Below are 14470 nucleotides of genomic sequence, written 5' to 3'. Positions count from 1 at the left end.
TTTTTTGTTTTTGGTTTTTTTTTTTTCGACTACCTACTTTTACACTGTTGGGTCGGGGGCGGGGGTTGTCATGTCTCCCACCACGCCCCACCCCCGCCCCGGCCCGCGCTCGGTGGCGTGCGACGGCGGCGCAAGTTGCGTGAGGCGAGGTGTCCTGTCCGCGCGGTGTGAGTGCTGTCCGTGCATAGCCAGGGGCGCCCTACGCGGCTCGACCATGCGCCCCGCGCGCCGCGCGGTTATCGGGACCGCCTCCGTCAGGGCGCTGGAACGCGGTTCTGCGCCTTGTCGCCGTAGCCGTACTGGTCCACGACGAAGTTGTCCTTGCGCAGGCGGGCGATGTCGCCCTTGTCCTTCCAGATTTCCTGGGCGGAGCCGAAGGAGTGGCCGCCGAAGTCGGGGTGGGATTCGTTGGTGTACACCCTGATCCGCTGGCCGGGCTGGATCGTCGTGCCCGCCGGGAAGGTGAAGCTGCGGCCGGTGGACTTGCACTCCAGTACCCAGCCCGACAGGTCGTCGGGTTCGCTGCCCTTGTTGAGGAGCTCCACGTACTCGTCGCCCTGCCCGGCGGCGGTGCCCTGGTGGCGCAGGTCGCAGATGATGACGTCGGGGGCGCCGGGCTGTGGGGCGAACAGGCAGACGATCTCCGCGTGGTTCACGCCGCTCTCAGGGCTGACGAACCGCCTGACGATCTGCCCGTCGAGCTTGAATCCGCTCAGGACGGCCTTGTACTCCTTTCCGTCGACCGTCACCACCTTGGGCGAGACGAAGGTCGGCAGGTCGACGAGGTCCTCGGGGTTGGCAGTGTTGTTGGGCGTCTCGTTGTGGTTGAAGGTGAACGTGAAGTCGCTTGTGCTCCCGTCCTCGAACAGGACGTTGACCTTGAGGTCGACGTCGAACCTGGAGGTGACGTTGATGGGGAAGTTGCGGTGGACGAACGTGCCGATGACGAACTCACTGCCGTCGAGCTGCACGTCCGCGGCAGAACCGCGGAACATGTAGCCGCTCTGGGCACCAGAGGTGCCCCAGCGGATGTGATCGGTGCCCGTGCCGCTGAGCTGGGATGCGTCCAGCGTGGCGGAGGGGAAGAAACCCGACGTGACGATGGTGTTCACGTGTTCTGACTCCTGGGCTGTGTGGTGGGTGTCCGCGACGTGCGGTCCGCCGCTCTTCAGGCGTGGCCGCGATGTCACGGAAGGGGTGTTGTCAGTCCTCGTCGGGGTCGAGGACGGAGGCCTTGAGCTTTCCGGCAGGCGCGCCGCCCACCTGGGCGGAGCCGTCGGAGTACCGGCCGGGACGCGCCCCGTCCACGGCTTCGATGCCGCAGATGTACACGAGGATGTCCTTGTCCTCGGCGCTGGTGTTCAGATGTACGGGGTAGGTGAACTTCAGCGTTCGCCCGTCGTCGCTCACGGTCGCCTTGACCGTGGGAAGGTGTCCGCTCGTCGTCTGGTCGATGTGCTTGTACTGCGCCCCGACATGCCCGTTCCAGCGGAAGCCGCTCGGCGCGGTGAACACGTGCTCCACCTGACCGGCGTCAACGGGATCACCGGAGTTGGGGGTGCGCACGCACACGTTGAGGGTCGAGCCCATGCCGCCGGGCGCGTCCTCCACCCCGCCTTCCTGCCACACCACCAGGTCCAGCTTCTGCGCGAGGGCCTGCTCGTACCCCCAGTCGTAGCCGTTGGCGTAGTAGTCCTTCTCGCCGCGCGCGCCGTCCCGGGGCTGCTCGGTGTGGGGCCGGCCGGCGTTCGCGTCCGCCCGCCCCTGTTCCTCTCCCCGCTTGTAGGCTTCCTGCTTCGTTGACTGCACGTCAGTGGTCATCCTCATGCACCTTCCGCTTTGTCGGTCGGTCAGGCCCTCGCCGTGAGTTGAGGGCATGGCTGGTCAGCCTGACGGGTCCCGGTAAGCCGACCCGGGGCTCGCCGCGGCATACGCGCCAGGGCGCTGTCTACGGCGTCGCCGATTCACGCGCCGCCGGACAGCCGGGGTGGCGGGGAAGCGTCAGAACACCACTCAAGGTAACCACTTCAGCCCTGACCGCTACTCACCGTAACGTTTCTTCGGTTCATATGGGCGTGTTACTTCTGTCAGATGTGGCGGTGACTGCCCGCCCGCTCGCGGGGCATCTGCCGTTCCCTCTGCCGAGTGCAACTCCGGGCGGGTTGTCGAGCGGGAGCGGAGGGGCTTGCCATGGTGTGTGGGCAAGAACTCTTGATGACGCGGGCGGGGGCTGGGAGTGACGCGGTTGCGGACCGCCTCGGCACGTGCCCACTGTGCGAGGAGGGGCAAGCAAGTGACAGTGAGCCAGGTCACCGTGACGGTGCCGAACAAGGAGATGCCGCCCGGGACCGGGGTGGTGGTGGCGGGCTGTGGTGTGGCCGGCGCCGGTGGTGACGGCGGCCCCGCGCTGGAGGCCCGGTTGGGCTTCCCCGCCGACGTGTGCGCCGGCCCGTCGGGGGAGGTGCTCATCGCCGATCACGCCAACCACCGAGTGCGGCGGGTCGAGGCCTCCGGCGTGATCAGTACGGTGGCCGGCGACGGGCTGCGCGGGTACGCCGGTGACGCGGGGGAGGCGACCTCGGCCCGGCTGGGCTTCCCCGCAGCGGTGGCCCTGGACAGCGGCGGCAACCTCTTCATCGCCGATGAGATGAACCACCGGGTGCTGCGGGTGGGTCCGGTCGGCGTGATCAGTACAGTGGCCGGCGACGGAAGCCGCGGCGCCGGCGGCGACGGAGGCCCTGCGACGGAAGCGCAGCTGTCCTCGCCGTGCGGGATCGCGGTGACCGGTGCCGGCCTTTGCTACATCGTGGACGGTGGAAACCGGCAGGTTCGCCGGGTCGGAGCGGATGGCGTGATCAGCACCGTCCTCACCGGCAGGAGCGACCGCGCCCGGACGGAACAGGGCCCGGCCGTGGCGGGGGAGCCCTTCGCCCCCGCCGACGTCGCCACCGATGCCTCGGGGGCCGTGTACGTCGCCGACATCGGCGGGCGCCGCGTGCTGCGGCTGGACGAGCGGGGCGGGCTGTCGGTGATCGCGGGCCCGGCCGGCGGCGAGCCGGCGCCCGGTGTGGTGGTGGGGTGGGAGGCTCCGTGCGCGGTGGCGGTCGACCGGGCGGGCGCGGTGTACGCCGCTGACCTGAATGCGCACGCGGTCTGGAGGATCGCCGACGGCGCGGCGCGAGTGATCGCGGGCGCGGACGCGGGCGCCGCGGCCGCGCCGGGCGAAGGCGGCCCGGTCGCGGGGGTTTCCCTGGCCTATCCGTGCGGACTTGCGGTGGACGACGCCGGTCAGTGGCTGTACATCGCCGACAACATGAACCACCGGGTGGAGGCGATCCGGCTGCCCGATCCAGGTAAGGGTGATGCCGGACAGCCCGGCCCGGTGCTGTCGGTCGCCCAGGAGGGCGGTCTCGAGGTGGAGCCCGGTCAGGGAGACCTCCTCCACGTGCGTGTCTCCTGCGAGGGCGTGTGGGATCCCGGCCCGGTTGCCCATCACTTCACCGCACCGTCGGGTTTCGCCTTCGAACCGCCTGTGACCTGCTCGTACTACCGCGCGGACCGGACGGTCGCCGAAGGGGAGACGCTGACCGTCGTACTGCGCGACGAGGGGCGGCGTATGGAGGTGACCGGCCGGCCGCGGCTGAACACCGGTCCCGACAAGGCAGGGGTTTTGGTCTACGCGCTCCCGGTCCGGGCGCGGCGGGAGGCGGCGGCGGGCCGGTTCAAGGACGGCAGGGCGGTCATCGCCGGCCACGAGGGTGTGCGGCTGAAGGCAACGGTCCTCACCGCCGGAGAGGGCTGAGGGCGCCGCTGTGGCGTGTGGCGGCGCTGTGGCGTGCGGCGGCGCTTGTCCATCGGCCGCTATCAACGTCGCTGCGCCGCCATGCAATTGATGACTAAGCAGAATTAACACGCCCATATCACCCGAAGAAACGTTACAGTGCGTAACGAAGTGATGATGTGTGGTTACTGTTGGTCCGTGCTGACGTCCCCGCAGCCGGCTTTGCGGCTGGGCCAGACCGGCCCGTTCCCCCATGCCCCGCTCACCCACCCGCTCGACAGGAGATGGCTGCACTACGCCTTCCTGTCGCGCAACGGCGCCCAGGCCGTGATCGCCAACCTGTCCGTCCTGGGATCCGCGGCCCGCCCCGTCTACGCGCAGCCCGGCGCGCCCACCACCGGCAGACGCAGCGGCACCGGGACGGCCGCCGAGGGCCAGCACATGGCGATTCTCCTGGTCCACACCGCGGAGCTCGGCTGGAGCTCGACGCAGTTCAACGCCGAGCAGCCCGAGGAGCCGTGGTCCGCGTTCGCCCGGCCGTACCCGCACGGTGTTCCGGCCGCTTTCCGTGTCGCTTCCCGCTCGGCCGGCCCGGCCCTGGACGTGCTGCTGTCGCGTACCAGCCTGCCGTGCACCTCGCAGTGCGCGCCCTTCGGTGACGGTGAGCACCTGCGCTGGCAGTCCGAACCCGGCGTCCTGGGCAGCGGCCTGCTCCGGCACGCGGACGGCAGCGAGGAGCCCACCGAGCTGCTCGGCTATCACGAACGCGTCCGCGGCCGCTGGTCGTGGCCCGCACTGGGCGGCTGGGTGTTCGGCTTCGTCAACGACCCCTCGGGCCCTGCGGAGGCCCCGCCGCCCTACGCCGTCGTCTTCACCCTCATCCAGCCGGCGTTCCCCGCCGAGGCGGCGAACGGATCGGTGATGCTGTGGCGGAACGGGCGGATGATCCGTCACTTCCCGCGCCGCAACCTACAGATCGCCGTTACCGAGACCCTCGACCGGGACCAGGTCGTTCTCGTCCCCCCGCTCGCCGGCATGCTCGGCACACCCCCCATGGCCGCCGTGCCACGCCGTCTGCTGATCACCGCCACGCTCGGCGACGACCGGCTCCTGCTGGACTTCACGGCCCGCACCGCGGCCCGGATCGCCAACCCCTCCGAAACGAGCCTGCACCCGTTCTCCGTACACGAGACGCTCGGCCCCTGCGCGGTCGAAGGCACCGTCGCAGGCCGGCACTTCACCTTCAACACCGGCGGCATCGTCGAATTCGCCGGGGGAGCCCATGACTGAGACCACCGTTTCCCTCACCGGCGCGCACGTGCTGGCCGAGACCATCAACGCGCTCTGCGACCGCGCCCCCGCGATCATCGCCGCGGCAGCGGACCACCTGGGGGACATCCGTCTCGGCCTGCACTTCAACGACGACAGCAACGCCACCCTCACCACACGGCACAGTCGCCTCGTCATCGAACAGACCCGCTGCGAAGACGCGGACGTCGAAGTCGTCTTCGACAACCGCGCCATGAACCTCGTCTTCGACCTCCAGCGCCGGCCCACCACGCAGATCCTGGCCGAAAGCCTGGACGTCCGCGGCTCCCGCGAACACACCCTCGCCGTCTGGCGGGCCTTCACCCTGCTCTCCCAACGGGCGTCGGGCCTGCGGAGCATGCAGGAGCTCTGGGGCGACTACCGCGAACGAGCCCCCCACCTGTGGGGAGCCATCAGCGCGGCGCCCCTCGTGCCCGCCCAGGCCAGCCGCCCGACCCAGTGGAAGGCGCTGGACTTCCTCGCCCAACGCGCCCCCGAGGACACCCCCGTCCCGCTCGCGCTCATCGGCGGCACCACCGTCACCGCCCCCCGCCTGCTGTGGGACGGCCGCCGCACCGAACCCTGGTGGAACCAGCACGCGGTCCGCGACGCCGACCTCATGGAGACGATGCGCGTCTGCCGCGCCCGCACCAACGACGAGATCGACCGGCTCATGCCCGACAAGGAGCCGCGGGCCGAACTGTATGACCTGATGCGCTCCTATCCCGCCCGGCAGGGCAAAGGGCTCAGGCCGACCCTCACCATCGCAACCTGCGCCGCCTTCGGCGGCCGTCCCGAAGACGCCGTCCGCGCGGCCGCCGCACTGGAGCTGTTCCACAACGGCTTCCTCGTCCACGACGACATCGCCGACGAATCCACCCACCGGCGCGGCCTGCCCACCATGCACGAGGAACACGGCGCGGGCCTGGCAGTCAACGTCGGCGACGGACTGAACCTCCTCGCCATCGACGCCGTACTGTCCAACCTCGAAACACTGGGCCTGGCCCGCACCCTCGGGCTCATCCAGGAAACCCTGCACATGTGCCGCGAGTCCATCGAGGGCCAGGCCATGGAACTCGGCTGGATCCGCCACGACGTCGTCCCCGAACACGACGACGCCTACTTCACCATGAGCACCAAGAAGACAGGTTGGTACACCTGCATCAGCCCCTGTCGCATCGGCGCCGTCTGCGCCGGCATCACCGACCCCGCCCTGCTCGGCCGCTTCGACGAAGCGTTCCGCATGATCGGCATCGCCTTCCAGATCCAGGACGACATCCTCAACCTCGTCGGCGAGGAAGCCCTCTACGGCAAAGAGCCCCTGGGCGACCTCCTCGAAGGCAAACGCACCATCATGCTCATCCACCTCTTTCGAACCATGCAATCCCATGAGCGGCCCAGGCTCTTCGACATCCTCAAGCAGCGCCGCACCGACAAGACCCAGCAGCACGCCGAAGAACTCCTGTCCGCCATGCAGCGCCACGGCTCCATCGAGTACGCCACCGCCCTCGCGGACCAGCTCGCCGCCGACGGCATCGCCCGCTTCGAAGAAGACCTGGCTGTCATCCCGGAGAACGAGGGCAAAGCCGTCCTGCGCCAGATCGCCCACTACGTCACCTCGAGGCCCCTGTGACCTTCACCCCCACATCCAGCCCGGGCCCCGACACCGGCGACGGCAGCACCGACCCGCTCACACCGACAGACCACAGGGCCCTGGCCTTCCTCCAGCAGACCAACACCTGCCTGCGGGACTGCCTGTGCACCTTGGCCCGCCATGGCGTCGCCCTGCGCCAGCAAGAGCCCGAACGCGCCCAGGCCCTCCTGGCCGCCCTCCAGCCCTGGCCCCTCTACAAGGGCGGCCAGTTCCTCTTCGACCTCATGGAGTGGGAAGACCTCATGGCCGATGGGCCGCCCCCGCCCCTCCTGCCGCCCGAGCGGATCGCCGCCACCTTCCACCTGCCCCTGCAGTGGATCGCCGCGGTCACCGCCCCCACCCCCACCCCACTGGCCGTGTTGCCCACCCAGCGCACCGCCGCCGCTCTCGACCTGCCCCTGCGCCTGCTCACCGCCACCGCCCGCGCCGCCATCGAGGGCGCCGGCCAAGACCTGACCAGCCTCCTGCGCCCGGCTCCCGCCGCCGACGCGCCCGCGGACGGCCCACCGCCGGACGCGGCAGCCGCAGATGAGGACCTGCCTCCGCTGGAAGCCGGCTTCTACCTGTACCAGGACGTCGCACTGGGCGCGCTGGCCGTCCTTGGCCCCCTGCTCGCCACCCACGCTCCCGAGCCCGCCCCGCAGCCCGCTGGGTGACCCCCACTTCCGAACAGCCTGAGGTAAGTCCATGACGACCACGGAGAAAACCCCCACATCGACCGAAGGCGCCGCTGCGCTGCCGATCACCGAAACGTTCATGGAGAGCACCACTGACAATCCCCACTGGAAGATTCACCCCACTGCCGTCCTCAACGGATGCCTGGAACTGACACCGGACAACCACAACAAGTCCGGTGCCGCCCTCCTGGACCAGGCCTTCCCCTCCTCGGAGGGCGTCGTCATCGACTTCGACTACTCAGCCGAACACCGCGGCGGCAACAGCGCCGGCGACGGGTTCTCCGTCTTCCTCATCGACGGATCGACCACCACTGAGCCCGGCGGCTACGGCGCGGGTCTGGGCTACTCCTCCGTCAAGCACAGCAGCGGCAACAAGAAGGGCGTGACGAAGGGATACGTCGGGATCGGCTTCGACACCTACGGCAACTTCGGCGGCACCCTGGCCGGGCCCGGCGGCCCCGGCAACTCCTCGAACATGGTCTGCGTCCGCGGCTCCGGCGACGAGTGGAACGGCTTCAACTGGCTCACCGGCAAGGCTGCCCCCGGCGGCTTCAGGGCAAGCTGGGAAGACGGCGCCCACGTCCAGATCACCATCGTCGACGGCCGGATCACCGTGCGGATGTCGAGCAAAGCAGCCCCCAACGGCACCACCGTGATCGACAGCTTCCCGATTCAGGGCGCCGGACAGGCGGCCCCGCCCGCCACCTTCAAGCTCGGCATCGCCGCCAGTACCGGCGCTGCGACACAGGCGCACCGGATCCGACGACTGAAGATCGCCCTCCCGGTGGAGATGCCGCTGGAGATCACCGGCCCGGCGACGGCTGACGCGGGCACGAAGGTGTGCTATCCGATCAGCGTGCGCAACGACGGCCCCAACGACGCACCCGACGCCGTGGTCGAGGGGGTGGTTCCGCCGCAGCTGTCGAACCTGATGCTGAAGGTGGAGACCTCTGGTGGCGCCAGCGCCGGCACCGGCTCCGCCACCGGCGGCCTGCGCCAGGAGCTGAGCCTGCCCAGGGGCGGTTCGGCGACGGTCACGGTCTGCGGCACCATCGATGCCCAGCACACCGGGCCGTTGACCATCTCCGCGAAGATCATCTCCCCGACCCGGGCGAACACCTCGCCCCGGCAGCACGGCGAGGTCACCACGAACGTGGAGGCGAAGGCGCCGGCGCTGGACCTGGTCGTGAAGCAGGAGATCGGGATGGAGGACGCGCCGGGCGGGCTCGGCACCACCCTCAACGTCACCGTCACCGGCCGTGAACACGGCCGGGCCGTCGATCCGGGCCCGGTGGAGCACGTCTTCACCGCGCCCACGGGATTCCGCTGGAACGGGCATGTGGGCGCGCAGTACAAGCGGTTCGACCAGACCACCGCCGGCGACCTCCCGCCGGTCGAGGCGCATGTGAGCGATGACGGCCGCACGCTGACGTTCACCTACAACCCGCACCTCTTCACCTCCGACGAGGACCGCGACCTGATCGTCTACATCTGCGGGATCGAAGCCGTTGACGATGCGCAGCCCGGCCGCTACACGGACGGGCAGGCCCTCGTCGGCACCGCACCCCCCGCCAAGCTCAAGGGCACCGTCCTCGGCAGCGACGACTGACCGACCACCAGTCGGCGACCCCGCGCAGAGCCCCCCATGCTCCGGACCGCCCGCCCCATCGGGCACCCGGTCCGGCACCACGCCGGGCACACCCCGTCCCGGCGCCATCCCCCACACCAGAAGGAGCCAGATGGCCACCGAAGCATTGACACCCGTCAAGACCGGAGCAGAGAAGGACCTGTTCATCCTCCAGCAGGGCATCCCCGAGGACGCGCCCGGCGGCGGCGCGACCCTCCTGTCCTTCGGCATCCTCAGCCCGAACGAGAAGCCCATCAACCCCGGTGACGTCACGTACACCCTCACCGCACCCACCGGCTTCCAGTGGAACGGCTGGATCACCTGGGCCTACCACGACCTGAAGACCCTCGCGGCCAAGGGCAACCTCCAGAAGATCGAGGGCAAGGTCACCAACAACGGCCGTACCCTCACCTTCACCCACAACCCCCACCTGTTCACCAACAACGACGACCAGGGCATCCTCGGGTTCGCCGCTCAGATCAACGCGGTCGACGGCGCGGCCCCCAACCGGTACACCGACGGTGAACTCCGCGTCGGCGCCGCCGCACCGGTCAAGCTCAAGGGCCGCGTCCTCGGCAGCGACGACGACTAACCCCACGCGTGCTGTGGGCCGGCGCGTCACCGCCGGCCCAAAGCCGAGCGCAGGGCAGCAGACGAAGCTCATCACGACGGAGTCGAGCGGCTCCGAGGGCAACACGGCCGCCTAGCCCGGTGTCCTCCGGATGTCCCCCGCACACACGGCAACGGCCTCCCAGAGAAGGATCGGGGAGGCCGTTTCCGTGTGTTTCCGCTGGACAGGGCCCGGCAACCCGTGGGCGGCATTCTTTTCAGGCCATCCACCGGCCTCCGGGCGCAACCGGTCTGGAAGGATCCGACGGCAATGTCTCAGTCATCGAAATCGCCGAAGCCGCCGACGACGGCGTCCGGATCCCCGACCCAGCCGCCTTCCGTGCCGACCAGCACCGACGTGGCCCGTCTCGCGGGGGTCTCGCGCGCGACGGTCTCGTACGTCCTGAACAACGCGGAAGCCGTCCGTATCAGCGAACCGACCCGGCGCAAGGTCCGCGAAGCCGCCGAGGAACTCGGATACGTCCCGCACGCCGCCGCCCGCAGTCTCCGGGCCGGACACACCCGCATCGTGCTGCTGCCCACCTCGCACGTGCCCGTCGGTCCGCTCTACAGCACCTTCCTCAACGAGCTCCAGTGGGCCCTGCGCCGCCTCGACTACACCGTCGTCCAGTACGCCGGCCTCGGCCTCACCGGCGACGAGGCCGCGCGTGCCTGGGCGGAGCTGCGTCCCGTCGCCGTGCTCTCCCTCGGTGAGGTCACGCTCTGCGCCCACAACGTCGCGACCCTGAAACGGGCCGGGGCGCGCGCGGTGATAACGATGGGCCCGACCGGTGTCCCCGGGGCGCACGCGCTGGTCATGGACCAGCGGCAGGTCGGCGTCCGGGCCGCCGCCCACCTCGTCGAGCGGGGCCGCGCCCGGATCGGCGTCGTGGTCCCGCAGGAGCAGGGGCTGGAGCTCTTCTCCGCGCCCCGCCTCGCGGGGGCCCGGTCGGTCGAGGGCGCGCGGGTCGAGGCCCTCCCGCTGGCCTACTCCGAGGAATCGGCGGCGGCACTGGCCGCGCGCTGGCGTTCGCTCGGCCTGGACGCGGCCTTCGCCTACAACGACGAGTACGCGATGCTCCTCATGCGGGCCTTCCAGGACGAGGGTCTGCGTGTCCCCGAGGACGTGGCCGTCATCGGCGCCGACGACCTGCTCATCGGAAAGCTGCTGAGGCCCCGGTTGAGCACGGTGCAGATAGAACTGCCCACCGGCGACCACCTGGCGTCCCTGGTCGACCGGGCGGTCCGCGAGCCCTCGGAGGTCACGGAGCGGCACGACCTGATGTCGGCCGTGGCCGTCCACCGGGAGTCGACCTGACCGCGAGACCGCGACCGGTCGGGGAAGCCGCGCCGGGAGCCCTCCCCGCACCGGTCCCGTCACCGCTCCGGGGGCCGTTGACAGGCGGTGACGTGCGGACGGAGACTGCGGGCGCGCCCCACCGGGCGCGCCCGGCGTCGTATCCCGGTGCCGAAACCGGTACGGATGCGCTGCCGCCCGTACGGATCCGCCCAGGAGAGCGCCCATGAGCATCCGCACCGTCCGTGACGTCTACGTCGTCGACGCCGTCCGCACCCCGATCGGCAAGTTCGGCGGCGCCCTCGCCGGAGTCCGGCCGGACGACCTGGCCGCGCACGTGGTGCGCGCGCTGGTCGACCGTACGCCCGAGCTCGATCCGGCCCGCATCGACGACGTCGTCTTCGGCGACGCCAACGGCGCCGGCGAGGACAACCGGGACGTGGCCCGGATGGCGGTCCTGCTGGCGGGGCTGCCCGTGACCGTCCCCGGCGTCACCGTCAACCGGCTCTGCGGATCCGGCCTCGAAGCCGTGATCCAGGCCGCCCGTGCGATCGCGCTCGGTGACGCCTCCGTCGCCATCGCCGGCGGCGTCGAGTCGATGTCCCGCGCCCCCTGGGTGATGCAGAAGCCCGAACGGGCCTTTCCCGCCGCCCATCAGCAGATGTGGTCCACCACCCTCGGCTGGCGGATGACCCACCCGCGCATGCCCGCGGAGTGGACCGGCTCACTGGGTGAGGGCGCCGAACTCGTCGCCGACAAGCACGGCATCACCCGTGAGGCGCAGGACGCCTTCGCGCTGGAGAGCCACCGCAAGGCCGCGGCCGCCTGGGCCGCCGGGCACTACGACGCGGAGGTGGTCCCGTACGCCGGGGTGGACCTCGTACGCGACGAATGCATTCGCGAGGGTTCCACCCCCGAGGCGCTGGCCCGGCTGAAGCCCGCCTTCCGGACGGACGGCGGCGGCACGGTCACGGCCGGCAACGCCTCGCCGCTCAACGACGGCGCCGCCGCCCTGCTGCTGACCGACGAGGCGGGGCTGGCGGCCACCGGCCGCGAGCCCCTCGCCCGGATCAGCGCCTCGGCCGTCACCGGGATCGAGCCTCAGCTCTTCGGCCTGGGACCGGTGGATGCCGTCGAGCGGGCACTCGCCAAGGCCGGCCGGGGGCTCGCCGAGCTCGCGGCCTTCGAGCTCAACGAGGCTTTCGCCGCGCAGGCGTTGGGCTGCCTGGCGGCCTGGCCGGAGCTCGACCCGGCCGTGGTCAACCCGCGCGGCGGCGCCATCGCGATCGGCCACCCGCTCGGCGCCTCGGGCGCGCGGCTGGCCGGCTCGGTCGCGCACCAGCTGGCGGCCGCGGGCTCCGGTACCGGTATGGCGGCGCTGTGCATCGGAGTCGGGCAGGGCATCGCGCTCGTCCTGGAGCGCTGAGCCGTCGTCAGCACGTCGATCATTTTCGGTCACCTCCTCCCGTCAACTGCCCTATAACTGAACAGAAGTGGTGCCTCCGGTCTGGCACGATGGCGCGTGCTGCCGCCCCCCGCCCCGCCCACCCCCACCCGGAGGCCCCGCGCCATGCCGCTCCTCGACCCGACGCTCTGGCAGGACGGACCCACCCTCACGGGCGGCGCCGCCCCGGTCGTCGAACCCGCCACCGGCCGCACTCTCGCCACCCTCGACCTGGCCGCCCCCGCCGACGTCGCGGAGGCCGCGGTACGGGCGCGGGCCGCGCAGCACGACTGGGCGCGGGCCACCCACATGGAGCGGGCGGCCGTACTGCGCCGTGCCGGGGATCTGTTCGCCGCGCACGCCGACGAGCTGCGGGACTGGCTCGTACGGGAGTCCGGCTCGATACCCGGCAAGGCAGACTTCGAGCTGCACGTAGCCGCGCAGGAGTGCTACGAGGCCGCCGCGCTCGCCTCGCGCCCCACCGGCCAGGTCCTGCCGAGCGAGGCGCCCCGGCTGTCCTTCACCCGCCGGGTGCCGGCCGGGGTGGTCGGGGTAGTGGCCCCCTTCAACGCCCCGCTGATCCTCGCGATCCGGTCGGTCGCCCCGGCGCTGGCGCTCGGCAACGCGGTGCTGCTCAAGCCGGACCCGCGTACCGCCGTATGCGGCGGCCTCGCCCTCGCCGCGGTCTTCGCCGCCGCAGGTCTGCCCGGCGGGCTGCTGCACGTGCTGCCCGGTGGCTCCGCAACGGGCGCCGCCGTGGTCGCCGACCCCCGGGTGCGCGTGGTGTCCTTCACCGGATCCACGGCGAGCGGCCGACTCGTCGGCGAGCTGGCGGGCCGCCATCTGACCCGGGCGCACCTGGAGTTGGGCGGCAACTCCGCGATCGTCGTACTCCGCGACGCAGACATCGAGGCCGCCGTCGCCCAGGCCTCCTGGGGTTCCTTCTTCCACCAGGGCCAGATCTGCATGACCGCCGGGCGCCACCTCGTGCACGCCTCGCTCTACGACGAGTACGTCGAGCGGCTCGCCGTACGCGCCGACGCGCTGGCGGTGGGGGACCCGTACCGCGAGCGGGTGCACCTGGGCCCGCTGATCGACCGCGCCCAGCTGGAGCGGGTCCACGCCCTGGTGGAGGCCAGCACCCAGCAGGGGGCCAAGCTCGTCGCCGGCGGCACCCACCGGGAGCTCTTCTACCGGCCGACCGTGCTGGCGGGCGTCGCCGACGACACCCCCGCCTACGCGGAGGAGGTCTTCGGCCCGGTGGCGCCCGTACGGTCCTTCGCGACGGAGGAGGAAGCGGTGGCCCTTGCCGCGGCCGGCCCGTACGGCCTGTCCCTCGGGATCGTGACGCGGGACGCGGCGCGCGGGCTGGAACTCGCCGAGCGGATCCCCACCGGGATCGTGCACGTCAACGACCAGACGGTGAACGACGAGGCCGTGGCCCCGTTCGGCGGGGTCGGCGCCTCCGGCACGGGCGCGCGCTTCGGCGGCGAAGCGAATCTGGACGCCTTCACGGAGCTGCGCTGGACCACGACCCGCGCCGTCCCGGCAGGACATCCTTTCTAGGGCCGGGGATCATGGTCCAGGAATCATGGGCGTGAGTCGTTCGTTCCAGGAGCAGACGGCTCAAACAGGAGGTCTGGACACCGTGGCTACAGTCGAGCTCACCAAGGACAATTTCGACCGGACGGTTACCGAGAACCCCTTCGTGCTGATCGATTTCTGGGCGGGCTGGTGCCGGCCCTGCCTGCAGTTCGCCCCGGTCTACGAGAAGGCGTCTGAGGCCCATCCGGATCTGGTCTTCGCCAAGGTGGACACCGAGGCGCAGCAGGAACTGGCCAGTGCCTTCCAGATCACCTCGATCCCGACCCTGATGATCGTCCGGGACCAGGTGGCCATCTTCGCCCAGCCCGGCGCACTGCCCGAGGCGACGCTGACCGACCTCATCGGGCAGGCCCGCGCGCTGGACATGGACGAGGTGCGGGCGAAGATCGCCGCCGAGCAGAAGGGCGGGCAGGAGCCCGGCACGCCGGAGGCATGAGTGCGTGACGGGCCCCCGGCCGACGGTGACAC

Annotated in this window: 12 protein-coding genes; 10 read left to right on the top strand and 2 right to left on the bottom strand. The window is 70.9% G+C overall.

The genetic code is table 11. From position 1 onward, the window contains the following. Window positions 1-254: 254 nt before the first annotated feature. On the bottom strand, window positions 255-1112 hold the full coding sequence (locus ABZX75_RS26145; RefSeq protein ID WP_355414592.1) for a lamin tail domain-containing protein: 858 nt from the start codon (window positions 1110-1112) through the stop codon (window positions 255-257). 91 nt (window positions 1113-1203) lie between these two features. After that, window positions 1204-1821 (bottom strand): hypothetical protein, encoded by a 618-nt coding sequence (locus ABZX75_RS26140; protein WP_355414590.1) that lies wholly within the window; start codon window positions 1819-1821, stop codon window positions 1204-1206. A 472-nt stretch (window positions 1822-2293) separates the two neighbouring features. On the opposite strand from ABZX75_RS26140, the gene ABZX75_RS26135 reads away from it, so the two are divergent. From ABZX75_RS26135 to ABZX75_RS26090, 10 genes are all read left to right on the top strand, one after another. Beyond that, window positions 2294-3802 carry a serine/threonine protein kinase gene (locus tag ABZX75_RS26135; protein ID WP_355414588.1) on the top strand — a complete coding sequence of 503 codons (1509 nt, stop codon included), beginning with the start codon at window positions 2294-2296 and terminating at the stop codon, window positions 3800-3802. A gap of 177 nt (window positions 3803-3979) precedes the next feature. Continuing rightward, window positions 3980-5071 (top strand): hypothetical protein, encoded by a 1092-nt coding sequence (locus ABZX75_RS26130; protein WP_355414586.1) that lies wholly within the window; start codon window positions 3980-3982, stop codon window positions 5069-5071. Then, the gene (locus tag ABZX75_RS26125) at window positions 5064-6722 is read left to right on the top strand and encodes a polyprenyl synthetase family protein (protein WP_355414584.1); all 1659 of its coding nucleotides are present in this window, start codon (window positions 5064-5066) and stop codon (window positions 6720-6722) included. The genes ABZX75_RS26130 and ABZX75_RS26125 overlap by 8 nt, the downstream gene beginning before the upstream one ends. Beyond that, window positions 6719-7399, top strand: a complete 681-nt coding sequence (locus ABZX75_RS26120) for a hypothetical protein (RefSeq protein WP_355414582.1) — start codon at window positions 6719-6721, stop codon at window positions 7397-7399. The genes ABZX75_RS26125 and ABZX75_RS26120 overlap by 4 nt, the downstream gene beginning before the upstream one ends. Before the next feature lie 31 nt (window positions 7400-7430). Continuing rightward, window positions 7431-9029 carry a hypothetical protein gene (locus tag ABZX75_RS26115; protein ID WP_355414580.1) on the top strand — a complete coding sequence of 533 codons (1599 nt, stop codon included), beginning with the start codon at window positions 7431-7433 and terminating at the stop codon, window positions 9027-9029. Window positions 9030-9159: 130 nt separating this feature from the next. Further along, the gene (locus ABZX75_RS26110) at window positions 9160-9639 is read left to right on the top strand and encodes a hypothetical protein (RefSeq protein WP_355414578.1); all 480 of its coding nucleotides are present in this window, start codon (window positions 9160-9162) and stop codon (window positions 9637-9639) included. A gap of 288 nt (window positions 9640-9927) precedes the next feature. Next, entirely contained in the window at window positions 9928-10974 is a 1047-nt protein-coding gene (locus ABZX75_RS26105; RefSeq protein WP_355414576.1) for a LacI family DNA-binding transcriptional regulator, read from the top strand. Between the two features lie 205 nt (window positions 10975-11179). Next, window positions 11180-12379 carry a thiolase family protein gene (locus tag ABZX75_RS26100; RefSeq protein WP_355414574.1) on the top strand — a complete coding sequence of 400 codons (1200 nt, stop codon included), beginning with the start codon at window positions 11180-11182 and terminating at the stop codon, window positions 12377-12379. Window positions 12380-12523: 144 nt separating this feature from the next. After that, a complete protein-coding gene (locus ABZX75_RS26095; protein WP_355414572.1) occupies window positions 12524-13963 on the top strand; it encodes an aldehyde dehydrogenase family protein in 1440 nt (479 codons plus the stop codon). Window positions 13964-14045: 82 nt separating this feature from the next. Further along, the gene (locus ABZX75_RS26090; protein WP_355414570.1) at window positions 14046-14438 is read left to right on the top strand and encodes a thioredoxin family protein; all 393 of its coding nucleotides are present in this window, start codon (window positions 14046-14048) and stop codon (window positions 14436-14438) included. Window positions 14439-14470: the final 32 nt, after the last annotated feature.

The organism is Streptomyces sp. NPDC003038, assembly GCF_040611115.1.
Classification (GTDB): domain Bacteria; phylum Actinomycetota; class Actinomycetes; order Streptomycetales; family Streptomycetaceae; genus Streptomyces.
The sequence above is the reverse complement of the archived record's forward strand: the minus strand, read 5'-3'. Positions and strand labels throughout refer to the sequence as shown.

Coding starts and splice junctions, on each gene's coding strand:
- ABZX75_RS26100 (WP_355414574.1), top strand. CDS start 11,180: ATGAGCATCCGCACCGTCCGTGACGTCTACGTCGTCGACGCCGTCCGC.
- ABZX75_RS26115 (WP_355414580.1), top strand. CDS start 7,431: ATGACGACCACGGAGAAAACCCCCACATCGACCGAAGGCGCCGCTGCG.
- ABZX75_RS26095 (WP_355414572.1), top strand. CDS start 12,524: ATGCCGCTCCTCGACCCGACGCTCTGGCAGGACGGACCCACCCTCACG.
- ABZX75_RS26140 (WP_355414590.1), bottom strand. CDS start 1,821: ATGACCACTGACGTGCAGTCAACGAAGCAGGAAGCCTACAAGCGGGGA.
- ABZX75_RS26110 (WP_355414578.1), top strand. CDS start 9,160: ATGGCCACCGAAGCATTGACACCCGTCAAGACCGGAGCAGAGAAGGAC.
- ABZX75_RS26105 (WP_355414576.1), top strand. CDS start 9,928: ATGTCTCAGTCATCGAAATCGCCGAAGCCGCCGACGACGGCGTCCGGA.
- ABZX75_RS26125 (WP_355414584.1), top strand. CDS start 5,064: ATGACTGAGACCACCGTTTCCCTCACCGGCGCGCACGTGCTGGCCGAG.